The sequence below is a fragment of the Prevotella nigrescens genome (genome assembly GCF_031191185.1).
GTDB lineage: Bacteria > Bacteroidota > Bacteroidia > Bacteroidales > Bacteroidaceae > Prevotella > Prevotella nigrescens.
Map to the genome: position 1 here is coordinate 302,821 of NZ_CP133465.1, position 26,470 is coordinate 329,290.

At 42.0% G+C, this 26,470-nt stretch carries 19 protein-coding genes; 2 read left to right on the forward strand and 17 right to left on the reverse strand.

Annotated features, from left to right (window positions below; translation table 11 throughout):
• Positions 1 to 2 precede the first annotated feature (2 nt).
• The 4 genes from RDV52_RS03365 to RDV52_RS03380 form a co-directional block, all read right to left on the reverse strand.
• The gene (locus RDV52_RS03365; protein ID WP_004367080.1) at positions 3 to 3,008 is read right to left on the reverse strand and encodes a SusC/RagA family TonB-linked outer membrane protein; all 3,006 of its coding nucleotides are present in this window, start codon (positions 3,006 to 3,008) and stop codon (positions 3 to 5) included.
• A gap of 343 nt (positions 3,009 to 3,351) precedes the next feature.
• Complete coding sequence (locus RDV52_RS03370; RefSeq protein WP_004367079.1) at positions 3,352 to 4,254, reverse strand: helix-turn-helix transcriptional regulator; 903 nt, start codon at positions 4,252 to 4,254, stop codon at positions 3,352 to 3,354.
• Positions 4,255 to 4,291: 37 nt separating this feature from the next.
• Complete coding sequence (locus RDV52_RS03375; RefSeq protein WP_004362788.1) at positions 4,292 to 4,900, reverse strand: ribonuclease HII; 609 nt, start codon at positions 4,898 to 4,900, stop codon at positions 4,292 to 4,294.
• Positions 4,901 to 5,143: 243 nt separating this feature from the next.
• Entirely contained in the window at positions 5,144 to 6,466 is a 1,323-nt protein-coding gene (locus tag RDV52_RS03380) for a phosphatase PAP2 family protein (RefSeq protein WP_040556928.1), read from the reverse strand.
• Positions 6,467 to 6,624: 158 nt separating this feature from the next.
• On the opposite strand from RDV52_RS03380, the gene RDV52_RS03385 reads away from it, so the two are divergent.
• Entirely contained in the window at positions 6,625 to 7,719 is a 1,095-nt protein-coding gene (locus RDV52_RS03385) for a mannose-1-phosphate guanylyltransferase (protein WP_004367077.1), read from the forward strand.
• Between the two features lie 149 nt (positions 7,720 to 7,868).
• Here RDV52_RS03385 and RDV52_RS03390 read toward each other — a convergent pair whose 3' ends face one another.
• The 6 genes from RDV52_RS03390 to RDV52_RS03415 form a co-directional block, all read right to left on the reverse strand.
• On the reverse strand, positions 7,869 to 8,507 hold the full coding sequence (locus RDV52_RS03390; RefSeq protein ID WP_004367076.1) for a hypothetical protein: 639 nt from the start codon (positions 8,505 to 8,507) through the stop codon (positions 7,869 to 7,871).
• An 83-nt stretch (positions 8,508 to 8,590) separates the two neighbouring features.
• Positions 8,591 to 8,989, reverse strand: a complete 399-nt coding sequence (locus tag RDV52_RS03395) for an HIT family protein (RefSeq protein WP_004367075.1) — start codon at positions 8,987 to 8,989, stop codon at positions 8,591 to 8,593.
• 24 nt (positions 8,990 to 9,013) lie between these two features.
• Positions 9,014 to 9,484: a transcription elongation factor GreA gene (gene greA, locus RDV52_RS03400; protein WP_004362783.1), complete on the reverse strand. Its 471-nt coding sequence runs from the start codon at positions 9,482 to 9,484 to the stop codon at positions 9,014 to 9,016.
• 692 nt (positions 9,485 to 10,176) lie between these two features.
• Positions 10,177 to 13,194 (reverse strand): protein translocase subunit SecDF, encoded by a 3,018-nt coding sequence (gene secDF, locus RDV52_RS03405; RefSeq protein ID WP_004367074.1) that lies wholly within the window; start codon positions 13,192 to 13,194, stop codon positions 10,177 to 10,179.
• A gap of 106 nt (positions 13,195 to 13,300) precedes the next feature.
• Positions 13,301 to 14,401 (reverse strand): endonuclease/exonuclease/phosphatase family protein, encoded by a 1,101-nt coding sequence (locus tag RDV52_RS03410; protein ID WP_004367073.1) that lies wholly within the window; start codon positions 14,399 to 14,401, stop codon positions 13,301 to 13,303.
• Between the two features lie 37 nt (positions 14,402 to 14,438).
• Complete coding sequence (locus RDV52_RS03415) at positions 14,439 to 15,398, reverse strand: rhomboid family intramembrane serine protease (RefSeq protein ID WP_004367072.1); 960 nt, start codon at positions 15,396 to 15,398, stop codon at positions 14,439 to 14,441.
• A 265-nt stretch (positions 15,399 to 15,663) separates the two neighbouring features.
• Here RDV52_RS03415 and RDV52_RS03420 point away from each other — a divergent pair, with 265 nt between their 5' ends.
• The gene (locus RDV52_RS03420; RefSeq protein ID WP_004367071.1) at positions 15,664 to 15,939 is read left to right on the forward strand and encodes an HU family DNA-binding protein; all 276 of its coding nucleotides are present in this window, start codon (positions 15,664 to 15,666) and stop codon (positions 15,937 to 15,939) included.
• A gap of 165 nt (positions 15,940 to 16,104) precedes the next feature.
• On the opposite strand, the gene pdxT is transcribed toward RDV52_RS03420, so the two are convergent.
• The 7 genes from pdxT to RDV52_RS03455 form a co-directional block, all read right to left on the reverse strand.
• On the reverse strand, positions 16,105 to 16,677 hold the full coding sequence (gene pdxT, locus RDV52_RS03425; RefSeq protein ID WP_004367070.1) for a pyridoxal 5'-phosphate synthase glutaminase subunit PdxT: 573 nt from the start codon (positions 16,675 to 16,677) through the stop codon (positions 16,105 to 16,107).
• 11 nt (positions 16,678 to 16,688) lie between these two features.
• On the reverse strand, positions 16,689 to 17,564 hold the full coding sequence (gene pdxS, locus RDV52_RS03430; RefSeq protein ID WP_004363216.1) for a pyridoxal 5'-phosphate synthase lyase subunit PdxS: 876 nt from the start codon (positions 17,562 to 17,564) through the stop codon (positions 16,689 to 16,691).
• A 540-nt stretch (positions 17,565 to 18,104) separates the two neighbouring features.
• Positions 18,105 to 18,977, reverse strand: coding sequence for a succinate--CoA ligase subunit alpha (gene sucD, locus RDV52_RS03435; protein WP_004363217.1), 873 nt, complete (start codon positions 18,975 to 18,977; stop codon positions 18,105 to 18,107).
• Positions 18,978 to 19,005: 28 nt separating this feature from the next.
• Positions 19,006 to 20,139: an ADP-forming succinate--CoA ligase subunit beta gene (sucC, locus tag RDV52_RS03440; RefSeq protein WP_004367068.1), complete on the reverse strand. Its 1,134-nt coding sequence runs from the start codon at positions 20,137 to 20,139 to the stop codon at positions 19,006 to 19,008.
• Positions 20,140 to 20,325: 186 nt separating this feature from the next.
• Positions 20,326 to 21,333, reverse strand: a complete 1,008-nt coding sequence (locus RDV52_RS03445; RefSeq protein ID WP_004363219.1) for a 2-oxoacid:ferredoxin oxidoreductase subunit beta — start codon at positions 21,331 to 21,333, stop codon at positions 20,326 to 20,328.
• A gap of 17 nt (positions 21,334 to 21,350) precedes the next feature.
• Positions 21,351 to 23,249 carry a 2-oxoacid:acceptor oxidoreductase subunit alpha gene (locus RDV52_RS03450; protein ID WP_004363220.1) on the reverse strand — a complete coding sequence of 633 codons (1,899 nt, stop codon included), beginning with the start codon at positions 23,247 to 23,249 and terminating at the stop codon, positions 21,351 to 21,353.
• A 996-nt stretch (positions 23,250 to 24,245) separates the two neighbouring features.
• Positions 24,246 to 26,180: a leucine-rich repeat domain-containing protein gene (locus tag RDV52_RS03455; protein WP_004367065.1), complete on the reverse strand. Its 1,935-nt coding sequence runs from the start codon at positions 26,178 to 26,180 to the stop codon at positions 24,246 to 24,248.
• Between the last annotated feature and the right edge of the window lie 290 nt (positions 26,181 to 26,470).

The window sequence follows — 26,470 nt, forward strand, 5'->3', positions numbered from 1 at the left end:
ACTTAGAATGTAACTTCAACACCAAAGAGTATTTGTCTGGTGTTACCAAGTCTACCAAGTGATACGTTTGTATCAACTTCCGGGTCAATACCGGTGTAGTCGGTGATAGTAAACAAGTTGCGTCCAGTGAACGTAAACTTAAGACCTTCTACAACATTTTGCCATGCAAGTAAAGATTTTGGCAGAACATAGCCAATTTGCAAGCTCTTCAAACGCATGAAAGAAGCATTTTCCAACAAGTGGCTGTCGAAGTGCATACCATAACCCTTACGCCAGTCTGGGAACTTAGCGTTCTTGTTGTCTTCTCTCCAGAAATCGTTAACCATCTTGTGTTGGTTATAAGATGTTTGCACAGCTGCGAAGTTAGCATAGAAGTACATATCGTTGTTTGCCAAGTACTTGCCAAGAACAACTGCGAAGTCTGCAGAAAGCGTAAGACCCTTCCAACCTGCACTGATGTTGAAACCACCATTGAATGGAGCATAGCGACGGTGGCCAGAGTTTTGTGTCAAAACAGTCTCGTCGAAATTTGAAGTAACTCTGCTCTTGTCCTTTGTTGTTTCATCAATATTCTTACCAGGGAGATACCACTGTGGAGAACCATCAGCAGGATTTACACCAGCCCAAATTGGCAAGTAGTACATAACAGGCTTGCCTACTACATAAGCCACCATTGTGTTTGCGATTTCCCAGCGCTGACGGCCCTGGAAGAGTTCAGTAACCTTATCATTGTTGTAGTTGAAGTTGATACCTGCACGGAGGTAGTAGTCGCGACCGCGAAGAATGTCGTAACCCAACTTAACATCGATACCAGAGTTCTGCAAACCACCTACGTTGCGTACGAGTGAGCTGTAACCTGTTGTATAAGGATAAGGTACGCCCATCAACATGTTGGTAGTCTTACGGATGTAGTACATCAATTCGAAGTCTAACCTGTGGAACAACTTACCGTCTAAAGTTACAGAGAACATCTTCTGCTTTTCCCATGTCAATTCAGGATTTGGATGTTGCGCGTAAACCCAAGAAGCATTTGTGTCGTAGTTTGTTGTAGCACCAATCAAACCAAGAGAACCGTAGTCGCCGATAGAAGAGTTACCTTGTGTACCATAAGATATCTTAAAGTTCAAGTCATCAATCCACTTGTATTCATTCATGAAAGCTTCGTTCTTAATCTTCCAAAGAACACCTGCAGCCCAGAATGCCGCATTCTTGTTGTTTGCACCAAAACGTGAGCTGGCATCGTTACGGAGAGAGAAATCGAGGAAGTAACGGTTAGCGTAGTCATAGTCGATACGACCGAGGAAAGACAAGAAACGGCTTTCTGAACCTTCTTCTCCCATTCCATAAGATTCCTTCTTACCATTCTGGAGGAGCATCAAGTGGTCGTCAATCTGACCTGTAGACTGTGCATAGAAGTAATCGTAGTTATTCTTGACACCTTCCTGACCGCCCAAAACAGTGAAATGGTGGTCGTCGTTGAGGTTGAAAGAGTACTCGATGGTATTTGTTATCGTGTTGCTGTAGCCAAATGTAGAGCTCTTGCCTCTTACACCACCATGAGATGAAAATTCGTAAGAAGCATTTGTCTTCCAGTTGTCAAGAATAAAGTACATATCAGAGCCGAGGCGTGAGCGAATCTTCAAATTCTTGATTGGCTCCAATTCAATGAAAGCATTAGCAAGAACGCCATAACGCTCATATACGTCAGGACTGTTCTTCTGTGCATAGTAAGGATTGGTCATGTTTACACCAGGGTATTTCTTTGCATAATCCTTGCCTGTTGCAGGGTCGATTGCAGGATACAATGGGCTGAGGAGGAAAGAAAGACCACCGCTTGTGTACTGGGCATTTCCTTCAGAGTTACCGAAGTTAGCATTACGCTGTTTCTTGTCGTAAGAGAAAGCGACGTTTATACCCATGCGCATCCAGTCCTTTGGACGTGCAGAGAGGTTAGAACGGAAGTTGTAACGATCGTAGAAGTTACCGATAGCAGCACCTCTCTGGTGGAACTGACCTGCACCTACCATGTAAGAAATGCGGTCGCTACCACCTTCAATACTTAAGTCGTTCTGAGTCTGTGGATTGTTGAATTGCATAGTGTGATTCCACCAGCGAGTATCACCATTATAGACATGCTCATTTCCATCGCGGTCTTTCCAAGTGTAAGCTTTATCAATATCTTCTTTAGTGTATCCCAACTTACCCCAGAATTCTCTCAATTCAGAAGCGTTCATCATGTTATGGTAGAGTCTCTTATCGGCAGGAGTAGAGATACCGAACTGTGAACGGAATGTGATACGAGCCTTAGAGTTGAAAGAGCCGTTCTTTGTGGTAACGTAGATTACACCGTTGGCAGCACGCGAACCGTAGATAGATGTAGCAGAAGCATCTTTCAATACAGAGATGTTCTTGATATCGTTAGGGTTCATCGCCATAATGGCACGTGAAGAAGATGGAATACCATCGATAACGTACAACGGAGTAGAGCTTGCACCGATAGATCCTTTACCGTGAATATTCATAGAAACGGCATTGTCACCAGCCTCACCTGAAGATGAAAGCACGTTCAAACCAGCTACTTGACCTTGCAAAGCGTCCAATGCAGAAGAAGAAGGAGCATTCTTCAACTTGTCGGCATTTACGGTTGTGATACTACCAGTGATTGAACCAATCTTCTTAGCAGAGCCATAACCAACGACAACAACTTCTTGCATTGTCTTGTTATCTGATTCAAGAACTACATGCATATTAGCCGCTGCCTTTACTTTCTTAGGATTCATACCTACGTATGAAAATTCGAGCATTGCACCAGCAGGTACATTCAACTCGAACTTACCATCAAGGTCTGTTTGAGTTCCGTCTGAAGTACCGAGCACCTTAACAAAAGCTCCGATTACAGGCTGATTATCTTCTGCCGAGATAACGACACCCGTAACATGCGTCTGTGCCATAGCCATTCCTAAACTTAAGAACAGGCAGGCGAGAAACATTGTTAGTCTTTTTTTCATAAAATCTCTCACTTTTTAATTTAATTATTAACAGTTATTGTTTCATTTTTACTTGGGAACTCGTCCCAACTTCTCATAGCTTAGTTAAAACCGAAAGTGTTTTCATCTTTTAACGTAAATGCAAAGATAGTGTATAGCATTTAATAGAACAAATAAAATTAATGAAACGATTATCTTTTTCACTTTTATTAACAAGAAATGAATTAAACCCCCACGAAAGAGGGCTGAAATGCGTGTTATGTCAGTCCGTATGGCGTTAAACTTACGTTTGTTCATAAAATAAGAGTAAAGAAATATTATTGTGATAAGAAGTATAGAATGTAAAAGACAGTTGAAAAAACGTTTATTTTTTCATGTTGAAGTCAGTTAGCATTTTTCGTATGTAGGTTTTAAAGTCATCGTTTGCAAGGATATCGATATCTGAATACAGACCGAGAACAAACCTTCCGAGCCCTCGAAAATCGCAAACCTCAATGTCGAGCAACCAATTTTGTTCGTCGATTGCCGAAATATACTTCACTCCATGTGGGTATTCCTCAATAAAAATATTATAGGCGAGTTGCCCAAGACGGAGTTTGACGTTATAGTGCGTCTCGCTACTAAACATAAAAATATCGGTGAACATTTGTCTATGGCAATGTTCGTATATCCAAGGAACATCAATAGGCTCGATATGTTGTATACGGTTAAGGCGGAAAGTCTTGTTCATTTTCGTCTCTATCTCATGGCACCGTACGTCTTGATTGTTGTTCATTAAAAGAAAAGGTTCAACTACACGATCGGAAAAAGAATGACTATGTGGGCTGGAATAGCCAACAAAACGTAACATTCTTTTATTTCTGATAGCATTGGTAATGATTTTCACGTTATTAATATAAGCCTGTTGTTTTGCGGGAGGTATATTTTGCGAGAAGTTATAAGTACGGTCGAGTTTTGCACGTAATTGGTTTACCATATCGTTGCTATTATCGGTCATGAGCAACATATTATATATGGTGCGTATTTCAGTATCGGTAAACTGAAGAGTTTGCGACAGTTCGGCAAAAAAAGAAGACCTTCTATCAATGTGATATTTATTATCTTGTTTAAAAAGAATGAAGCCTGCCGACTTAATAAAGTCGAGCAGATAGTAGATTTGCCGGCGAGAAATATTCATTTTCTTGCTCAATTCTATGGCAGTATAACCTACAGAGTCGGCAAGTAACAGGATTAGCCGGAGCTCGTTTTGGAGTTTAGAATAGCGCATTGACTTAAAGATTAATCACCATTAGCCCAATCTGAGCTTAAAGATTAAAATCAAGACTCTGTTCCTCTGTTGGAAGCAAAGTAAAAGATTTCCGATGATAAGGTGATATTCCGTATTCTTTTATGGCTGTACGATGTTTGGGAGTAGGATAACCTTTGTTAGACTTCCAGTCGTATTGAGGAAATTCTTTATCGATTGTTTTCATATAGTCGTCGCGACAGGTTTTCGCAAGAATAGAAGCCGCGGCAATCGATAGATATTTTCCGTCGCCTTTTACGATAGTTGTGTAGGGTATGTCATGATAAGGCTTAAAGCGATTACCGTCTATAATGATGGTTTCCGGTCGGACGCAGAGCATATCCAATGCCCGGTGCATGGCAAGAATGCTTGCATTGAGAATGTTTATCCTGTCAATCTCCTCTGCCGTAACCACTCCAACCGCCCAAGCAAGGGCGTCTTTCTCTATCATGGAACGCAGCAAGTAGCGTTTTTTTTCTGAAAGCTGCTTTGAATCGTTCAGCAATTCGTTTTCGTAATCAGGAGGAAGTATAACTGCAGCTGCAAAAACACTTCCTGCCAAACAGCCACGACCAGCCTCGTCGCAACCGGCTTCCACCTTATCTATATAGTAAGTACTCTTTAGCATATTAACTTATATAACTAAATTTTTATTATATTGAACCATCAAAGTACAAATGTAATATATTTTTTCCATCAGAGAACGGTGTTATGAGTTTTTAAGAGAATTATCTTTACAATACAAAGATTATCCTATTTGTATTCTGCTGTATAGGAATTTGGAAGGAATAATGAACCTTATGGGGAGAGTAGACAAAGTCAGCCTTACTGCTGTGGACATTGTGTGTTCCCTGTTTCTATGCTTTTGCAGCTAAAAAGCAACGAGAAAGGCTGTACCTAACGTTAAAGAATGGACGCAGATTTGCCTGCCTGCTGTCCGATAAGGCAGCAGGTCGTAGTCTAACAAGAGACGAATGCCATAATGTTGGTGTGCTCTAAACGTAAGCGAAAGACCGGTTCCAAGGCTGAAACTATGTCGCGAATCGATGAGATAGCTTGTTTGTTGCAAGTCGGGGTAGTGCACACGCTCTACGAGAAGTTTGCTTCCTGCAAGCCAACGTGTCGAGAGCGGACAAGAGAAATAGGCTCCTCCGCCTATCCGCCACGTATCGAAGACATTGTTTTCTGCCCGAATATTGTCTACGATAACCGAAGTCCGGGTGACCGAGAACCGTCCGCCTAAACCTATATATGGACTAAAGAAGTGTGCACCTTCGAGTACCGACATGCACCCGGACGACACTTTGAACCTTGAACTTGGTCCTATTGGATAGGAAGCCAGAGGCAAACTGATTTGAAAGTTGAGGCTAAGGAAAGATGGTTTCTGCCATTTCCTAAACGTTTCGCTGTCAGTAGCATTGTTTAATCCACGGTTTTTGAAAATTAAATCGGCAAAATAATAACCTAATTCTGTAGAAAGTATGCCTATTCCGGCACCCATCAGCACATCGCTCAGCCAGTGCTTGTTGTTCGCCATGCGCATAATGCCGGTTGCCGATGCCACGGTGTATGCCCCAATACCTATCCACGGACTTCTGCTGCCATATTCTTTGGTCAGCATAGTAGCCGTCATGAAGGCTGTTGCAGTGTGTCCCGAGGGATAAGAGTTACGGTTCGACCCATCAGGACGCTCTACATGGGTGGTATATTTCAGCGAGTTTACAATGCCAGCCATTATGGTTGTTGCGAACAAATCGGAGGCAAGCATACGCTTCCAGCTGCTTCTGCTTTTCTCTCCACCCAACTTCAGTCCTAACAAAACGGCAGCAGGAAGATACTGAGTGTAGTCGTCCAAGTGGCGATTAAACCTTGGCAGATAGTCGTTTCTTAAGCCACGGAAGTGTTTGTCCTGCCCTTTCGCAATGAATCCACCTATTATAAGCGGCATGCTGGAGTACATTATTTTATGAAAACGAGTGTTGCTGATATGTTCGAGCACGTCTCCAACTTTCTGAAACACACGACATGAATCGCTGAAAGTGTATAGACTGTCTGCCGAAACCTTTGTATATGCGTTCCTCGTGGTGTCGTTTGGCAAATTGCAAGCCTCTGCCTGGCTACAAGCAAAAGTAAGAATAACGATTTGTAGGGATATTTGGGCAAAGTAAATTGTATGTTTTAGCGAAGTACTCATTGATGTTTCATTAAGTTGTAGTCTAAAGACTGCAAAGTTATAGCTTTTTTTTAAAAATATAATATATAAATAAAAAAAGCTTTTTTATGCCTTAAACATTTGTGGATTAGGGATAAATTGAATACCTTTGACTGTAGAAACATAAGATCTATATGTCTATGGAAATTGCAAATAATAATAGTTACTGTGTTATTTTGGCTGGAGGAAAAGGCAAAAGACTATGGCCGGTGAGTAGAGAAAAGTATCCAAAGCAGTTCATCGACTTCTTTAGTGAGGGGCGAACACAGCTTCAGCAGACTTTCGACCGCTTTATTGACATCGTTCCTAAGGAGAATATATTTGTTGTTACCAGTGATATTTATCACGATATTGTGCGGGTACAGCTACCCGAAATAGGGCGAGACAACATCATTGCAGAGCCTGTTTACAGGAACACAGCCCCCAGTGTGGCATGGGCAGCCCGCTGCATTGCCAAGCGAAACAACCGTGCAAATATTATAATATCGCCCTCCGACCAGAGCATTTTAAACCCTAAGCTGTTTAAGAACTGTATTCTTGAAGGGCTGGATTTCGTCAGTACGCACAACTGTTTGCTGGCACTTGGGGTGCAGCCGACACGTGCAGAGACTGCGTATGGATATATTCAGAAAGGCAACGAGAGCGCAGTTGGCAATATATATAAGGTGAAAGCCTTTACCGAAAAGCCCGATGCGGAGTTTGCGCAGATGTTTGTTGACAGCAACGAATGGCTGTGGAACACTGGAATGTACTTGGGAAACGTGCAGTGCTTGAAGGCTAATTTGCACCAATGCCTGTCGGTTGCACAGATAGATTTCGATGCCTCGCCACAGGAAATAGATACTGCCGATGACGAAAAGTATGCTAAAAACATCTTCCCGGCGTTTCCAAATATGTCTGTAGACTATGGTATTCTTGAGAAATCGGTAGATGTACACGTACTGAAATGCAACTTTGGCTGGGTAGATTTGGGCACATGGGAAGGTATGTATGAGTCGAAGAGTTGCACAAAGAACAACAATGTGGTGGCAAGCGGAGACGTATTGTTTGATGGTTCGAGCAATAATATCGTTAGATTGCCCGACGACAAGCTTGCCGTTCTGAACGGACTCGATGGCTATGTAGTGGCTGAAGAGGGCAACGTGCTGTTGGTTTGCAAGAAAGAAAATTCTTCTACGTTGATAAGAAAGTATGTTAATGAGGCACAAATAAAGAAAGGCGAGGAGTTCATTTAATCTACATCAGCCACGCAAAGACTCTTGTTCCGATTGGTGCTCATTATAGATTGATATAAATAGATTGCTTTATTTTACACAAGAGCAACCTTTACATAAAAGCCATCGGGAATGTACTAATACTACATTCCCGATGGTTTTATTTACCTTTACTCTATTTCTCTTAAATCGTCTGCAACATACCAACCAAAGAGTCCTTTATGCGTGTAAAGCAGAAAATGTTTCCCCAATTCGCCGTCATAAGACGAAAAGGTGGCGTAATTTAGGTATGTCTTGTTTTTAGGAAGATAGAGAACATAGCGCCTAATGGGAAGTGGTCGGCGGTAATAGCGTTTTACTTTTGTTTTGGCTAAGGTTACAACCTGACTTTCTGACTGGCTCGAGCCAAAGTAAGAATTAGAGAAAAAGACAAGAAAGAAACTAAAACCCGCAAAAAACAATATACCGAACCAAGAAGTAATAGCAAAGTATAAAAAGTTACCGAGCTTATTAGAGGAATTTTTATATTTCTTTACTATCGTAATCATACCACTACTTATGCAAATAGCAAGAATTGCTACTCCTAAAAGGTACCAAGAGAGTGGGAAGTGGAATGGTAATATTGTGTTTGCATAATAAATAAAGCCTTGATAACAAATAAAAAGCGATGCATAGAAAACAGCTACAATAAGCAAAGTTCCTATTGTTATAATTGTTAAAGGACTCCATTTGGTTCGTTTGGACAGCTTTCTGCTATGTTTATTGTTTAGCAGCCAGTCGGTCCAAGTATCATCTTTTATCTCTTTCATATTTCCATACTAACAAACGAGAATATACACTTTTCTATGTATAAACTCGTTTGTATGCTTATTTTCATATCCCCAAATATTGCTTAATCTATCTCTTGAAAAGCTTTAAAGATTTTGGCAGCAATCTCTGTTTGCTCTTCTGCCGTCAATTCAATATGCTTATGGAAGTCTACATCAGCTTCACTATTGATGGGTAACAAATGAATATGTGCGTGGTCTACCTCGAGTCCTAAAACTATTTGTGCAACTTTCTTACACGGAAAAGCCTTTTTTATGGCACGGGCAACTCTCTTTGCGAAGAGTTGGAACGCTGCCAACTCGTCGTCGTCCATATCGAAAATGTAGTCGATTTCCTTACGGGGAATTACTAACGTGTGCGCTTTCCCTATCGGATTGATATCGAGAAAGGCATAAAACTTGTCGCTTTCAGCACATTTATAGCTTGGTATTTCGCCAGCAGCAATCTTTGAAAAAATGGTCATAACGGTATGTTTAAATTACGAAACTTAAAGATTGATGGAGATTTCGTCTACTCTCAACTTTATCTTGCCACGCGGAATATCTATTTCAACCTCGTCTCCGACCTTCTTGTTGAGTAGTCCTTGGGCAATAGGAGTCTTTATAGAGATCTTCCCTTGCTTCAGGTTCGCCTCCGATTCGCTTACTATTGTGTACTCCATTTTAGCACCGTTGCTCAGGTTTGTCATCTTTACCGTAGACATAATTTGCACCGCTTCGTTGCTTAGACGCGATGTATCAACAATCTTAGCCTGGGCAATGGTCATCTTCATTTCTGTTATTTTCGCTTCGAGGTGGGCTTGTGCTTCCTTGGCTGCATCATATTCTGAGTTCTCACTTAGGTCGCCCTTGTCAGCTGCTTCTGCGATTGCCGCCGATGCCTTGGGGCGTTCTACTGATTCTAAACGCTGCAGTTCAGCCACGAGTTTGTCGTAGCCATCTTGTGACATGTAAGACATAATCTATATTTTTTTGTTTATACGCTTTTCAAAAGAAATATAAAAAAGACAGAATCCCAACACTGTTTGCATGCCAGAATTCTATTACACCTTCTTTATAACTTTGTTATGACAGTGCAAAGATAGCCCTTATTTCTGATACTTCAAAACAAAGGAGGTTAAAAAATATTAGTAGTCAGAAATGAAAGTTTGTCCTATCGGTTATTCTTTCTTGTTGCCACACGCTGCAGGATCTATTCTTGGAGTACCCCACCATAGGACAGTCGATGTTTGTCAGGGGGAGAGTGTTTTCATTTCCGTGCTCAATGCAAAGGTAAAAAAGCCTTCTTGTATTTGTAAAAATAATTCTGCTAAAACGTGATAATTGTGCTTTGGCATTGCGAAAGCGGCTATTTTACGGCGTAAAACAACCGTTCTTACAGTTCCAAAGAGCCGTTTTTGGAATGCAAAATAACGGATTTCATAATATATTGATAAACAAAAAGTTAGACAATAGCTACTTTTGCAGAATATTTTTACAGTATCATTCTCTCCCTTTCGTCCGTAAAATATCTTCTATTCGTCAAAAGTCCACTGCCCCACTCCATCAATGGAACAAGGCAAGAGCAACCCCATCAGACAGGAAAAGTAAAAAAAATGGCAGATGCTTTTATCGAACATCTGCCATTTTTCCTATTTATGTGTACCTGCGTTTATTCTTCCGCAGGAGCATTCTTCAAGCGGTTTTCAAGCTTCTTGCCCAATACCAAGTAGGCAACTGGAGAGGCAATGAAGATTGAAGACAATGTACCGAAGAACACACCGAGTATCATTGCGAACGCAAAGCTACGGATACTGTCGCCTCCAAGTATGAAGATTGAAAGCAACACGATTAACGTAGAGAACGATGTATTGATTGTACGTGCCAACGTTTGGTTGATGGAATCGTTGAACAATGTCTGGTAATCCTGCTTTGGATGCAAGCGCATGTTTTCGCGGATACGGTCGAACACAACCACCTTGTCGTTGATAGAGTAACCAATCACGGTCAAGATAGCACCGATGAAGGTCTGGTCGATTTCGAGAGAGAAACCTATCCAGCCGTAGCAGACAGAGTAGAAACCTATTACTATCAATGTATCGAGTGCCAACGCCACAACTGAACCTACAGAGAAACCAAGATTACGGAAACGCAGCAAGATGTAAATGAAGATAAATATCAACGCCAATACAACGCTTCGGATAGCTCCGTGTGTGATGTCCTTGGCTACTGAAGGCCCCACTTTCGAAGAACTGATGATAGAACCGCCCTCGCGAATGTCCGGATTCTTGAAGCTATCCACATTTGCCTGACTTACGAAGCCACCCTTCTTCAACGCATTGTAGAGCACTGTTTCTGCGTGGTCGTCCTCAGCCGGGTCGTTCGATTCGATGTTATAGTTGGTAGACACACGAATGGTGTTGCCCTCTGTACCCAATGCAATTACGGTTGTTGTGGCTGGTTTGCCCGCATTTTCGCCAGTGGTATTCACAAACGCGTTGTTCAAAACCTTGCGGACATCTTCTACGTGTACCTTTTTGTTAAGCGCAATGACATAGTTACGTCCACCAGTAAAGTCGATACTCTTGCTCAACCCCCTTACGAAGAAGATGCTGACGAGGAAGAGCACGGCAGTAATCGCTGAAATAGTGAATGTCGTCTTGTAAAGACTCATGAACTTGATGTGTGTATTCTGCATCAGGTTCTTGCTGATTGAAGTATAGAACTTCTGGTTTAACCACTTGTCTTTCTTCAAACGGTTCTCATAAATGAGACGTGTCAGGAACACAGCTGTGAAGAATGAGCAGACAATACCAATAATCCATGTCGTTGCAAAACCACGAATAGGTCCTGTTCCCGTTACAAGAAGAATGATACCAGTAATGAGCGACGTGAAGTTAGAGTCGAAGATGGCAGAGAAAGCATTGCTGTAACCAGCTTTCAACGCATCTTTAATGCCCTTTCCAGCTCGCATTTCTTCCTTGATACGCTCATAGATGAGCACGTTAGCATCGACTGCCGTACCGAGCGTAAGCACAATACCCGCAATACCCGGCATGGTAAGTGCCGACTGGAACGATGCCAGAATGCCCAGCGTAAAGAACAAGTTGGCAAGCAAAGCGCAGTTTGCCAACATACCGGGAATAAGGTCGTACATCACAACCATGTAGATCATCAAGAGTACGAATGCGATAGCAAACGACCAAAGACCTTGCTGGATTGACTGCGCACCCAGCGTAGGACCAACCACTTCTTCCTGAACGATGCGTGCAGGAGCAGGCATACGACCAGACTTTAAGGTGTTAGCCAAGTCTTTTGTATCTTCGATAGTGAACGAACCTGAAATAGATGACGAACCACCGGTGATTTCAGAATTGATGCGAGGTGCTGTATAAACAAGTCCATCGAGCACAATGGCAACAGCTTTGCCAAGGTTCGCCTTTGTAATGGCAGCCCATTGACGTGCACCATCAGAGTTCATTGTCATGCTAACCTCCGGGCGTCCGTACTGGTCAAACTGGTCTTTGGCATCTGTAATCACATCGCCTTCCAGTGGAGCACGACCATCAGATGTTGTAACCTTCAGGGCATGGAGTTCGAAAATGTTCTTCTGCTTCAAGCCGTCAGCAGGCTTTGCACTCCAGCGAAGGCGCAAGTCGCTCGGTAATACCTGTTGTGCAAGTTTGCTATAGATAATTTTATTGATTGCTGCAGTATCACGGACACTTGCATAACCGACAACACTAAGAGCATCGCCAGGAGTAAGTTGGAGGATAGAAAGCAAAGGATGTTCTTTCTTTGCTGCTGCAGTCTGTGCATTGCTACCTACGTTTTCGTCAATATTATCGCTTTTCAATGAAAGTTTAGTTGTGTTTTTCTTCTCTGCAACCTGCTTTTTCCCAGTGGCGTTGGCTGTAGAATCTTTAGCCTCTGCCTTTGTTTCGCCGTTTGCCAAGCGCTGATCGAGCTGTGTCAGGTACGGTTCAATCTCTTGGTTATTGTATGTTTCCCAGAACTCGAGGTTGGCTGAGCCTTGCAATAACTTACGCATACGCTCTGGTTCACGTATACCGGGCATTTCTACCATAAGGCGTCCTTCTTGCCCTTCGAGCTTTTGAATGTTTGGTTGAACGACACCAAACTGGTCGATACGGTTGCGAACTACGTTGTAAGAATTATCAATTGAAGCTGTAACCTCTTCACGGAGGGCTTTCTCTACCTCCTTGTCGGAGCTCTGCGTGCTAACTTTTCCCTTCAATTGTTGCGTTGCAAATATCTCGGCAAGCTTTCTTCCTGGAGCAATTTTGTGGAAAGCATCAACGAAAAGCGTGATAAAGTCACTCTGACTTGTTGCTTCTTGTGCTTTAGCTTCCTTCATTGCCTTTTGATAAGCAGCATCGGTTTTGTGGTCGGCGAGTACATCTACGACATCAGGAACTGAAATTTCGAGGATAACGTTCATACCACCTTTAAGGTCAAGACCCAAACCTATCTGTGTCTCTAAACACTTTTGGTAAGAGTAAATGCCCAAGTACTTCACAGAATCTTTGTAATCCTGCCGTGCAATAGGGTCTTTAATCTTCGCAGCTTGCCCGTCGTAATAGCTTGTTGCTACCGAGAAAGACAAGTAGAAAATGCTTGCGAGCGTCAGCAAGACGGCAACACAAATTACTAATCCTTTGTTTTGCATTTTATTTATTTATTTTTAATTATTTCCTTTTCAGGGATAGTTAGACGTGCAAAGATAGTTATTTTTTCACATTTCGGAAAATTTAAGCGCTTTTATTCGCTTACTTTTAATATTTTGGACGATATTTTAGCCATACATATATGGGATAATGATCGGAAGTAGAGATATTGTCGTCAACTTTCGCACCGTATGCCTCGAATTCGCTTGAACAGAAAATGTTGTCTATCCGTACGTACATTCCGCTTCGATGATACGATATTCCCGGTCCATTTCCACTGGCTATGTAAGCATCGGTAAGTTGCCTGGCAATGGTCTTATGGGTGTAACTAATCGGGTTGTCGTTGAAGTCGCCGCACAAGATGACAGGTATTTTCTTCCTTAAGTATCTTTCAACGTAAGCAGCAACGGCATCTGCTTGTGGTGCCCGTATAATGGCAGCTTCGCCAAGCTTATCCAATATGCGCTTACTTTCTGTCTTGGTGTTTCCTCCTTCAAAGGGAGAACGCACTATATCCTTGTATCCTTGCTTATCAGCTTCGCTGAAATGATTGCTTTCAAAATGATTATTGACTACCAATACCTCTTGGTTATTGTAATTAATGACATAGGCAAAGCTTATGTTTCCCGCTGACTTATACATTATTCGTTCCTTTTTTAGGATTGGATAATGGCTCAACAGCATCATGTGCTGGTGTCCTGGAGCTGGCATACTTACAAAATCGTGATAGGGATAAGCTTTTGCGAGTACCTTATAAATATAATCGCGTTGTTTGCCATAGGCATCTGTTTCTTGCAAGCAGACTATATCCGCATTACTTTTTACGATATAATCGACGATGGGATTATGAGCTTGGGGTTCGAAATCCCACAACGAGAACATGTAAACGTTATAGGACAGCACTTTAATAGACCTTACAGGAATTTCCTTCTTTATATTAAATGGTATGTATTTGCGAATGGGTACATAGCAAATGAGTAGTCCCAATAAAGGCAACCAGACTCTTTTAGGACATAATATTACCCAAACTACAATGAAAAGCAAGTTTAGGACCAGCACAATAGGAAACCCTAAACCAAAATTTGCCAACCATGGGTGGTCAGCTGGCTGCAGTTTATCTACATTACCAATAAGGAATAATAGGACTATTGCGATGATGTTGGCAACCGAGACAAGTTTAAGGACAGTGCCTTTTATTTTATATAGCATATATTTCTTGCCTTTTCTTCTTCTTCATAGCTTGTCGTTACTGCTTGTTGCTATCGAAAAGTTTCTGCTTTTCATCTTTCGTCAAACTGTCGTATCCACTTTTTCTTATCTTATCGAGTATGCGGTCTATTTCTTCTTGTTCCTTTTTCTTTCGTAAATTATAGTCCCAATCGCTTTCTTTTTGTTGCGTCTGCTGTGTGTATGACGTATTTGTCTGAAAGCCTCCACCATCTTTTCCTCGATTATTTCCAGCTGAACGATGGGTACGGTTTTCCCAATTGTTACGCAGATTGTCAAAGAATTGGTGTCCTTTATTCATACCTGAGGAACCATCAGAGTAAGGGTGCTTGCGCCAATACCTTATAAGTAGATAGCCGAACAGCATTCCTCCGAGATGTGCCAGATGTGCTACTCCGTCGTTGCTTGTGCCCATTGCAGAGAGAAGTTCCATCGCAATAGACCCCATAATAATCCATTTTGCCTTTAATGGAATAGGAATTGGAATAATAAACATGCGCTCGTTGGGGAATGTAAGTCCGAATGCTAATAGCACACCATACACTGCTCCCGAAGCACCAACGGTTGTCCAAAGGTTTAGATAGGCGTCCATTGGTATCCGTCCCATCTCGGTTGCCACATATTGATAGCGGCTCAAGCCTTCAGCCATATAGGTTGCATATTGCGCTAACTCTTGGCAAAGCCCTGCACCAACCCCAGTTACGATATAATAAAATAGAAATTTCTTTGATCCCCACACGTTTTCCATTACCATTCCGAACATCCATAGCATGAACATATTCATAAGAATGTGCATGAAACTGCCGTGCATGAACATGTAAGTAATGAGTTGCCATAGATGGAAATCATCGGCAAGAAAGAAATGAAGTCCTAAAACGTTGTTAAGATCAATACCCATTCTGCTGAACATAATACCGGCAATGAATGCCAATATATTAAGAACGAGTAAGTTTTTTGTTGCTGTTGGTATGTTGCGCATATTCTGTTTACTGTTTTTTTCTAATATTCCCTACCTTGCGAGAAGTATGTATCGCAAGTGCCAAACTTCCAAATGTTTCTACTAAACACCTGCAAAAATACTAATTTTTTCTGCATTATTGGCAAGAAATCGCCCTGTTAGGCTATTTTTTTAGGTAAAAGTTTAGATTTCTTTGCCTTTTTGTTTGTTTTATAAAACTAAACAAGTATATTTGCAAAGACGTTAGAATAGTTTTTATAAAATATTAAACAATAATTCAAAGATTATGAACAAAACAGAATTAATCGAAAGAATCGCAGCCGGTGCAGGCTTAAGCAAGGCTGACTCAAAAAAGGCATTAGACGCAATGACTGCCGCTATTAAAGAGGCACTCGTAGCTGGCGACAAGGTACAGCTCGTGGGTTTTGGTACTTACTCTGTAACTGAGCGTCCTGCACACGAAGGTATTAACCCTTCTACAAAGCAGAAAATACAAATCGCTGCCAAGAAAGTTGCCAAGTTCAAACCAGGTGCTGAACTTGCTGATGCAGTGAACGCATAAAGCGTATTGTAAGGAAAGATACAGTAAAGGCGACCTCTTTTAAAGAGGTCGCCTTTATTCTTGTCAGTAAGTTCAATTGTTTAATTGAAGACTAAAAACATCTGATGGATTTCAAACTACCGCCTGTTAGGTTTTAATGGTATAGTTTAAAATCCATTCTTTTTCTTATTTCAGCATATCAGCGAATAGCTGATGTACACGAGTATCAGTACCTAACTCGGGGTGGAAAGCTGTAACAAGTTGCTTTCCTTGGCATGCAGCTACGATGTGTCCGTCTACTTCGGCAAGCACTTCTACGCCTTCGCCTGCTTTTTCAATATACGGTGCACGTATGAAAGTCATCGGCACGGGTTCGGCAATACCTTTCATCGGTGCATCGACAGCAAAGCTTCCCATCTGTCTGCCGTATGCGTTGCGGCAGGTGCGAATGTTCATCGTAGCGAAACGGTCGTACGGGCTTTGTGCATTTTCCACCTCTTTCGATAGCAGAATAAGTCCTGCACAAGTGCCATAAACTGGCAAACCGCCTTCGATGTCTTTCTTTATAGGCTCAAACAAGTTCAACTCGTGTAGGAGTTTCAGCATTACGGTGCTTTCTCCGCCAGGAATAATCAGTCCGTCTTTAGGCTTATTCCAGTCAGCAAGCTGGCGCACTTCAAAGGTTTCGTGCCCCAGTCGCTGCATCATTTTAGCGTGTTCGGCAAATGCTCCTTGTAAAGCTAATATGGCAATTCTCATATTTTGCTGAATTATTTGCCACGTTCTGCCATCAGAACAGCTATCTCGTTCTCGTTGATACCTACCATTGCTTCGCCAAGGTCTTCGCTCAGTTTAGCTATCATCTTTGCATCATTATAGTTGGTAACAGCCTGAACGATAGCGCGAGCGCGCTTTTCCGGATTGCCTGACTTGAAGATTCCCGATCCAACAAATACACCTTCAGCACCTAATTGCATCATTAGAGCAGCATCGGCAGGTGTAGCTACACCACCAGCAGCAAAGTTTACAACTGGAAGTTTACCATTATCGTGAACGTATTTCACCAATTCGTATGGTGCACGGAGTTGCTTTGCTGCTTCGTAGAGTTCGTCTTCGCCAAGCGACGTAAGGCGACGCATCTCCGTTTGTATCATACGCATGTGGCGCACAGCCTGAATAATGTCGCCTGTGCCCGGCTCGCCCTTCGTTCTAATCATGGTTGCACCTTCGGCAATACGACGCAATGCTTCGCCAAGGTCCTTTGCTCCACAAACGAAAGGAACATCGAACTTAGCCTTATCTATATGGTAGACATCGTCAGCTGGTGAAAGCACTTCGCTTTCGTCTATATAGTCGATTTCGATGGCTTGTAAAATCTGAGCTTCTACAAAGTGTCCGATACGTACTTTTGCCATTACAGGAATGCTGACAGCCTCCTGAATGCCACGTATCATCTTGGGGTCGCTCATGCGAGACACACCGCCTGCTGCACGAATATCGGCAGGAATGCGCTCCAAAGCCATTACTGCACAAGCACCGGCAGCCTCGGCAATACGAGCTTGCTCAGGAGTTGTAACGTCCATAATAACACCGCCTTTAAGCATTTGTGCCAAATTCCGGTTTAGTTCTTTTCTGTTCTCTTTCATAGTTTTATATTCTTTATTGTTTGTTTTAAATGCCATTTATTCGTAAATATGGCAACAAAGATATGTCTTTTTGTTGTATTTACCAAACGTTAATTCTCTTATGGTAAACTATTATATACGAATAGGAAAAAAGAAAAAGGGTGTTTTATAACGATTACATACGACGAAAGACATATACTTCTGCCTTTTATTCAGCAGCGAAAAACAGTCCTTGGTTGTAAAGAAAAACTCCAGCATAAAACAGCAACGGTGTTCTGATGTTGCAATAACGGCTATTTTGCGATGCGAAACCCACTGTTTTGTCGTGTTAAAGCCACGTTTTTGGACTGCAAAATAACGGATTTTGCAATATACTGTAAGTCAGACGATTATGCCATGGTTTCATTTATGAAAGATAACGACAGTTTCCTACGTTTTTAGATGGCGGCAAGAAAGGGGTAATTGTGCCCTGATTGGAGTAAAAACACAAAAGGTATGTCCATTAGGAAACGGACATACCTTCAATTGAAAACTATGATCGAATTTAAGTCGGAGTTATTTTTACTTGCCTAACTTTTGCTTTAGCAGTATTGGAATCTCGTATGTCTCACGAGCAACAGGGATTCCTGCAGCTTCGAACGCAGCAACCTTTTCTGCAGCAGTACCGGAACTGCTTGAGATAATGGCTCCCGCATGTCCCATCTGCTTGCCTTTCGGTGCTTCTCTACCCGAAATAAAGGCAACAACAGGTTTTGTAACATACTGCTTAATGTATTCGGCTGCACGTTCTTCTGCATCACCACCTATTTCGCCAATGATTGCAATGCTGTCGGTTTCAGGGTCGTTCTGGAACATTTCGAGCAATTCTTGGAAGTAAAGACCTACAATAGGGTCGCCACCTACACCGATAGCCGATGATTGTCCAAGACCTTCTGCAGTAAGCGCAGCCACAACCTGATAGGTCAAAGTACCTGAACGGCTGATGACACCCGTGTGCCCTTTCTTGAAGATGTTTGTTGGCATAATGCCAACCATGCTCTCTGCAGGAGAGATTAAGCCAGGACAGTTAGGTCCGATAAGCTGTGCGCCTTTAATTTGGATATAGCGATATGCCTCAACAACGTCGAGCGTAGGAACACCCTCGGTTATACAGATAATCAATTTGATGCCTGCATCAGCAGCTTCGAGCATTGCATCTTTTGCAAAAGCAGCAGGAACGAAGATTACAGAAGTGTTTGCATTCGTTGCCTCTACTGCATCGCGGACAGTATTGAATACAGGAATGCCTGCAACTTCTTGTCCAGCCTTGCCCGGCGACGTGCCACCTACAACGTTAGTACCATATTCTTTCATCTTTGTAGCGTGGAAGCTACCATCGCGACCAGTAATACCTTGAACAATAAGGCGTGTATCTTTATTAATTAAAATACTCATTTTTCTTGATGTTTTAAAGTAAAATAAATTATTTACAGAGGTCTACTGCCATGTGTCCCGCCTCGCTCATAGTTGTAGCAACGTGGAACTTGGTACCTTTAAGCAATTCTCGTCCTTCGGTTTCGTTAGTACCTGTAAGTCTGATAACGATTGGCATATCGGTCTTTATAAGTTTGAAAGCCTCTATAAGACCTTTTGCAACGTCGTCGCAACGGGTTATACCACCGAAGATATTAATGAGAACAACCTTCACATGCTTGTCTGAAAGAAGAAGCTTCATGGCTTCAACTATCTTCGTAGGGTTAGAACTGCCACCTATATCGAGGAAGTTTGCAGGGTTGCCACCATAGAGTTTTATCATGTCCATGGTAGCCATGGCAAGTCCGGCACCGTTTACCATACAGCCAATTTCGCCGCCAAGGTTAACATAACTGAAGCCTTTGTCTTTCGCTTCCTGTTCTTTCTTCTCTTCTTCTGTAGGTTCGAAAAGTTCAAACACGTCAGGGTGGCGGAAGAGAGCATTGTTGTCGAATGTCATCTTTGCGTCTACTGCAGACAGTTTGTCTTCTTCCGTAATAACGAGTGGGTTAATTTCAACCAAAGAAGCATCTTTTTCTACGAATAAACGATATAGATTCTTGAACAATGGAACCGCCTGATTAACATATTTCTTGCCGTCAAAGAGTTTGAAAGCTATCTCACGAGCCTTGTAATCCTGTAGTCCTACTGCTGGGTCTATGGCTATTTTGGCAATTTTTTCAGGTGTTTCTTTTGCCACAGCCTCAATATCCATACCACCTTCACGGCTTATCATGAAGATAGCAGACTTTGTTTGACGGTCGGGAAGAATACTAACGTAATACTCTGACTTAATATCAACAGCTGCACAAAGAAGAATTCGGTCAACAATAAAGCCTTTTATGTCCATACCGAGGATATTGCTTGCGTGTGTCCGTATCTCTTCGACGTTTCTACCTAACTTGACACCGCCTGCCTTACCGCGGCCACCAGTGTGCACCTGAGCTTTAACAACCGCCAGCTCTACACCTAACTTCTTGTAGGCTTCTACGGCTTCATCTGGTGTTCGGCAGACTATTCCACGCTCTACTGGAACCCCATAACTTGCAAAAAACTCTTTTGCTTGATATTCATGAACTTTCATAGCAAATGTAATTAGTTTATACTTTTATTTTATTTTGATTGTTTCTTGGGGAAGAAAACGCTCCATTTAGCTGCAATCGTACTGATAACGAATTGCCAACAGAGCCGTAATCGTATTTGGTTATATGGTTTGTAACACAAAATTCTTTGTCAAATGAATTCAGTCTTAAATACTCCAACACCAATTTTACTTAACTTCCCAAATGTCGTTCGTTTCGAGTAGCTCCGCAAAGTTATGGTAAGGCTTCTTTGCTTTCACCTCTTCTATTTGTTCCCAGACAGCATCATTGTAAGTCGGAGCCTCAACATCGCGGATTATTCCCAATGCTATTGGGAAACCATCTTTGGTATCCATCATCGCCAACTTCAGCTGTAGAGTATCGTCTTCGCAGTGGGCATCGTGAACAAGTATATTATCGATAGTGTATCCGTCCTCACCTAACTTAACGATCTTTAAGCCGAAGCCTTCTTGAACTAATCCAAATTCATTGTCAGCACCGAAGACCAATGGTTTGCCATGCTCCAAATAGATAGCGTTTGTTTTGCGTCCTTCCTTATTATATACGGCATCATGGCAACCTTCGTTAAAGATAACGCAGTTCTGAAGTATCTCGCAAACTGCAGCACCTTTATGTTGTTTGGCTGCTTTCAGTACAGCTATGGTTTCTTGTGCGTCTGTAGCTACAGTGCGCGCAAAGAATTTTCCGCGTGCACCAAAGCAAAGTTCAGCTGGGCGGAATGGATCCTCTACAGTTCCATAAGGGCTTGATTTAGAAACAAAGCCACGGGGACTGGTTGGAGAATACTGTCCTTTTGTTAAACCATAGATGCGGTTATTGAGAAGAATTATATTTATATCGATGTTTCTTCTCATTGCGTGAATGAAGTGGTTACCACCGATAGCTAATCCGTCGCCATCGCCAGAAACCTGCCAAACTGTGAGTTTTGGGTTCGCAACCTTTAAACCTGTTGCAATCGCAGCCGCACGACCGTGAATTGTCTGCATTGCGTAGGTGCTGACATAATAAGGTAAACGGCTTGAACAACCAATACCAGAGATAACGGCAGTCTCGTATGGAGGAACGCCTAACTCTGCCATTGCTTTATGTAAACTTGCCAAGAAGAAATGGTCTCCGCAACCTGGGCACCATCTTGGCTGACCTTTCTTGTAATCTTTGTCTGTATACTGAGTCATCTTATTTTCCTCCTTGATTATTGTAATATTCTTGAATAGAACGTACCGCTTTCGTCCTTTGGTGCCGGAAGTGTCAGTAAGCGCTCAAAACCTTGTACAAGCTCTTGAACAACAAATGGCTGACCTTTCACTTGGTTGTACTGATATGGGGCGAAGTTGTTAATACGAATACGAAGTAATGCTGCGAGCTGACCAAGGTTTTGCTCCGCTACAACAACTTTCTTGTATCGAGACAATACTTCGGCAGTGTTCTTTGGCAATGGGTTTACATACTTAAACTGCGCAAGCGCAATCTTGTATCCCTTTGCACGGAGTTCTTGCATTGCTGAATACAAGTGCCCATATGTACTTCCGAAACCTACGATGAGCAAGTCGGCATCGTCCTTATCGCCTTGTACTTCCAAGTCTGGCACAGGTATACGTGCAACTTTGTCGAAACGCAAGTGGTCCATGAGGTTATGGTTTTCGGCATCGGTTGAGATGGCACCAGTCTTTCCGTCCTTCTCAAGTCCACCAAGGATATGCTCGTAGCCTTCCATTCCCGGAACAGCCCAATAGCGAACGTTGCTGTATTCGTCGCGCTTGTAAGGAGTATATTTATAACGTTGTGCTTCAGTAGCGTAATGAGGACGGATTTCAGGAAGGTCTTCAAGATTTGGTAACTTCCAAGCTGAAGAACCGTTTGCGATGAAAGCGTCAGTAAGCAATACAACCGGAGTCATATATTCGAGTGCCATTTTACAAGCTGCGAAAGCTGCATCGAAACAGTCTGTCGGGCTTGTAGCGGCTATTACAGGCATAGGACTTTCGCCATTACGACCGTAGAGCACTTGTAAAAGGTCGGTTTGCTCACTCTTTGTAGGCAGTCCGGTAGATGGTCCGCCACGCTGAACGTCAATAATAACGAGTGGCAGCTCGTCGATAACAGCAAGGTTCAAAGCCTCACTCTTCAAACAGATACCGGGACCTGATGTTGAAGTAGCAGCCAATGCTCCTGCAAAAGCAGCTCCAATTGCAGATGCTGCACCTGAAATTTCGTCTTCGCATTGTACAGTAACAACGCCCATAGACTTGTGTTTTGCCAATTCGTGGAGAATATCTGTAGCCGGCGTAATAGGATAAGAGCCCAAGAAAAGGGTCAAACCAGCTTTTTCTGCAGCTGCCATCAAGCCATAGGCTGTAGCTTTGTTCCCCGTGATATCCATGTATCGTCCTGGTACCTTCTTCTTAGTTTCAATACGATAGGTATTAGGTACTGATGCATGAATGTTGTGGCCATAGTCGTAACCGGCAGCAACTACTTTAATATTAGCTTCCGCAATAGCTAATTTCTTCTTAAATTTGTCTAACAAGAAGTTGTTTACCAGTTCTAAATCTCGATTGAATAGCCAGCAGACCAAGCCGAGTGCAAACATATTGCGGCACTTCAGCATGGACTTATTGTCCATTCCCGTGTCGGCAAGACAGTCTTTTACCATCTTTGTAATAGGACAAGCTACTACACGGTCGGGATCGATACCCATTTCTTTCAAATAATCATCTGTCGCGAAATCTGCTTTTCTTAAGTCGCGTGGACTAAAAGAATCAGTGTCAATAATAATTGTTCCTTGCGGTTTGCAGTTCTTGTACTGCGTTTTAAGGGCTGCTGCATTCATTGCAACCAACACGTCGCATTTGTCTCCAGGTGTGTAGACTTTACCTGCACCAATGTGAACTCTGAACCCACTGACTCCGGTAAGCGAGCCTTGCGGGGCACGAATATCGGCAGGATAGTCTGGGAATGTAGAAATTCCGTTACCTACAGTGGCAGAAACATTTGAAAAAATATTTCCTGCCAACTGCATTCCATCACCCGAGTCTCCGGAGAATAACACTACGACGTGTTCAAGCTCCTTCACTTCGATCTGTTCTTCCATAGGATCTTCTCTTTGTTTTAGTTATGGTTAGATTCCGCTGTAAAGGTCTATATAATAATTGAATTGGCAAAATATTTTTTGATTAAAAAGTTAAAGAAAAATGATATGCAGGAAAATTGTAATTCACATTATGTGTAGTATTTTGTCTTAATACTTTTATTATAATATCAAAAGGAGAGCTTATAAGAGCAAAACGTTTTAAATGCCATTGATTTATGTCAAGTTTGTAAGTTGCATTTTTTTTGTATTAATGTTTCAAAATCTGTCTAAAATTAGGAACAAAAGCACTTATGTCCTTCAAATAACATTTATGGGGCAAATCAAAATGTCAAAAATAAAGTATAGATTCTCCAATCTCAGTTTAATTGAAATTATGGTATCTAAAGTTGGGGAGTCCTTTAACCCAAACTGATTATTAAACAGCCATCTTGCCGTTTTGTATTCTTGGCATCGTTTCTCATCATTCTCTATTCTCTTGTTGGTACTTTATTGAATTGCCGTTATATCTATTTCGGAATGTAAAACAGCCGTTTTTGGAGCACAAAACAGCCTGTTTTGCGTTGCAAGACAATGGGTTTTGGAATTCAAAATAACGGGTTCTATAATTTATTGGAAATCTTGCAGTTACAAAGCAGGGGATTTCTATGGATTTATTAGTGCTCTCAAGGCTTATTCTTTATGTGGAAAATGATATCTTATTGTCTAAGACAACCAATGGAAAAAGGAGACAGATAGATATTAAGATTGAAGAATGTACGTGTCTGTAACAAGTTTAGTGCTGTGGGAAACGGCTCGGAATGATTGTTAATTCGATGCCTCACCGTTCTTTTAAGGTAGATTGGTTCTTGTCATTCAATATCTCTTATCAACAGTTTGCCTGCCGTCTTCTTTCAACGTAGTTCATTACGTTTTAGAAAAGACGGCAGACCATCTGCCTAAATATTAATGATGTGTACTGGACTTAACCGAAGGTGCGTTTATAAACCAATAGTTCCGTCAGCGCCTTACCTTTATGACGAGATGCTCCTGCTTTATTATAATAAGGTGTCCTGCCGGCAGTGAGATTACAGCATCACCATTAGCATTTGTAATACCTATATGGAGAAGTTTGCCAGACACATCGTAAATGGAGTAATTCTTTTCGGCTTGCAGTCCCATGACAACAATATTTCCATTGTGTCGCCCCACTCTTACGGTTTCTGCCTGTGTATCACGAATACCATTATCTACATCGAACACGGCTGCAAGAAATCCATATTGCTGTATTTTGAACTTGTTGGCAGTAACATCTTCACCGTTGAGCATGGTTTTAACTAACTTATAGCCTTTTATTGGAGAGGCTTCAATCTTCACTTCCTTACCTTTTTCTATTGGCGTCCATTCCGGAATGTCTTTTCCATCGACTATTGTCTTGAATGTTCCCTGTGTGTTTTCCTCGAAGCGCAGACGCACTGTGTTGCAGCCAGAACCATCGCCTGTAACGTTCATATTCCAGTTCTTGCCTTCCAACAGCGTGTTGTCGCAAGTGCCAGAGCCTGTATTGCCTTTTATTTGCAAGGTAGCTTCGTCTTCTTTTTGTACTTTTGGAAGTGTAAACAGAATGTCGTTTATGGCACAAGCGTCCATTTGGTTGTTGTCTAAGTCTAATTTACGGAGCAAAGAATTCTTGGAAAGGTTGATGTTTGTAAGCCGATTGCCCGATAAATCCAAGAATTTTAGTTTGGGAAATATAGTTGCATCAAAACCTTTCATGCCGCAATCTTCCATATCAATCCATTTCATCGATGTTTTATTGCTTAGGTCGGGGAATGTAGCATAGTTGTTTTTACCTGCCGTAAGGTTTTCGAGTTTAGCATTTTTGCTAAGGTCTAATTCCGTCAAACCCATAGCAGCACACGCCAAAACTTCAAGGTCGGGGTTCTTGCTTGTATCTAATTTGCCCACCTTATTATAACTGCCATAAAACTGTTGTAGCTTTTTAAGGTAGCCAAGGTCTATAGATGTTAGCTTATTATTGGTAACAGAGAGTTCGCGCAGATTAGGAAGTTGTGTCAAATTAAGCTCGGAAATCTTGTTCATCATGAGGTCGAGAACCTCCAAATCGTCGTTTTTCCCTAATTCGCAAGCCACCAATCGGTCAGCTTGAGCCTTGAAAGCACGTAATCTGCCATATACTTTTATAACGTCGTTCGGCTCTACTTCCAATTGCACAGAGTTAGCAATAGTTTTACTTAACGTGTAATCGGTCTTTTGTCCGTTCTGTTCTATCGTTACATTCTGCCCGTCTTCAAGACCTTGTAACTCTAAATACGCATATATTGGCTTAGGTTCGCCATCTTCGTCGTATTCTACTTTTATGCTCGGATCCACCTTAAGTGTAAAGTTTGGCTTCGTTTCGGGAGTCTTGGCACCTGGTTCTGGGTCTCCGTTCTTTACACAATAGACCATCGCTTTCCAGCCCGGCATGGTCGTAGCAGCATAGCAAGCCACAGAAAGACCGCCATCGGCAGCAGTAGAACTTATTCTAAGGGGTAGCTTCTCTGGCTTGTCCGTTATTGTTTTGAGTGGTTCTTGTTTTGCCCACCCCCAAAGATAGTCTCCGCTATCCTCGTCTCTTTCGCACGAAAGCTCGATTAAACCGTTATAAATTCGCAATTCGTCGCCTTGTCCGAACTCTATTTTCTCGAATATAACTGTAATGTGCGAATCTGAATTTTTAGGTCTTAACCGTTGAAGCGTGTAAGCATAGTTGCCTCGCATGCCTTTTTCAGGACCGCCATAGTCGTAGTATTCCATTGGTTTTCCTTGTTCTATTTCTTTCTCGAACCACGGTCCTTCACTTCCCGGTTGGAATATCCAGCCTGCACTTTGCCCAAACGTTGATAGTATTCCCACCATTAGGAACACAAAAGATAAATAGATTTTCTTCATACTTGTAATGCTTTTGTTTGTTTAATAATAACTATTGATGTTTCATATTGTTTACCCAGACACTTGAAAGTATGGCACAGTGTTGCAAATATACAGATTATTACACAAACATGCAAAAATTATTATCTTTTTGTTGCTATTGTGAGAATACCCTTTGTCGTTCGATTAGTGTCTTAATTGTTCGTTTTTCTTTATATAAATAGGGGGAATTTCCTTTAAATTCCCTCTAATTCCCCATTATGCTACAAACTATATATTGGTATCTTTTCCTTGGCAAACTATCATCTTAT

Excerpts from the sequence above, each read along its gene's own strand:
- greA (WP_004362783.1), bottom strand. The coding sequence starts at position 9,484 with ATGTCTTACATGTCACAAGATGGCTACGACAAACTCGTGGCTGAACTG.
- pdxS (WP_004363216.1), bottom strand. The coding sequence starts at position 17,564 with ATGAAAGAGAACAGAAAAGAACTAAACCGGAATTTGGCACAAATGCTT.
- RDV52_RS03370 (WP_004367079.1), bottom strand. The coding sequence starts at position 4,254 with ATGCGCTATTCTAAACTCCAAAACGAGCTCCGGCTAATCCTGTTACTT.
- RDV52_RS03390 (WP_004367076.1), bottom strand. The coding sequence starts at position 8,507 with ATGAAAGAGATAAAAGATGATACTTGGACCGACTGGCTGCTAAACAAT.
- RDV52_RS03420 (WP_004367071.1), top strand. The coding sequence starts at position 15,664 with ATGAACAAAACAGAATTAATCGAAAGAATCGCAGCCGGTGCAGGCTTA.
- RDV52_RS03410 (WP_004367073.1), bottom strand. The coding sequence starts at position 14,401 with ATGCTATATAAAATAAAAGGCACTGTCCTTAAACTTGTCTCGGTTGCC.
- RDV52_RS03395 (WP_004367075.1), bottom strand. The coding sequence starts at position 8,989 with ATGACCATTTTTTCAAAGATTGCTGCTGGCGAAATACCAAGCTATAAA.
- RDV52_RS03450 (WP_004363220.1), bottom strand. The coding sequence starts at position 23,249 with ATGGAAGAACAGATCGAAGTGAAGGAGCTTGAACACGTCGTAGTGTTA.
- RDV52_RS03455 (WP_004367065.1), bottom strand. The coding sequence starts at position 26,180 with ATGAAGAAAATCTATTTATCTTTTGTGTTCCTAATGGTGGGAATACTA.
- RDV52_RS03375 (WP_004362788.1), bottom strand. The coding sequence starts at position 4,900 with ATGCTAAAGAGTACTTACTATATAGATAAGGTGGAAGCCGGTTGCGAC.
- RDV52_RS03365 (WP_004367080.1), bottom strand. The coding sequence starts at position 3,008 with ATGAAAAAAAGACTAACAATGTTTCTCGCCTGCCTGTTCTTAAGTTTA.
- RDV52_RS03445 (WP_004363219.1), bottom strand. The coding sequence starts at position 21,333 with ATGACTCAGTATACAGACAAAGATTACAAGAAAGGTCAGCCAAGATGG.
- RDV52_RS03380 (WP_040556928.1), bottom strand. The coding sequence starts at position 6,466 with ATGAGTACTTCGCTAAAACATACAATTTACTTTGCCCAAATATCCCTA.
- RDV52_RS03415 (WP_004367072.1), bottom strand. The coding sequence starts at position 15,398 with ATGCGCAACATACCAACAGCAACAAAAAACTTACTCGTTCTTAATATA.
- sucD (WP_004363217.1), bottom strand. The coding sequence starts at position 18,977 with ATGAGTATTTTAATTAATAAAGATACACGCCTTATTGTTCAAGGTATT.
- pdxT (WP_004367070.1), bottom strand. The coding sequence starts at position 16,677 with ATGAGAATTGCCATATTAGCTTTACAAGGAGCATTTGCCGAACACGCT.
- RDV52_RS03385 (WP_004367077.1), top strand. The coding sequence starts at position 6,625 with ATGGAAATTGCAAATAATAATAGTTACTGTGTTATTTTGGCTGGAGGA.
- secDF (WP_004367074.1), bottom strand. The coding sequence starts at position 13,194 with ATGCAAAACAAAGGATTAGTAATTTGTGTTGCCGTCTTGCTGACGCTC.
- sucC (WP_004367068.1), bottom strand. The coding sequence starts at position 20,139 with ATGAAAGTTCATGAATATCAAGCAAAAGAGTTTTTTGCAAGTTATGGG.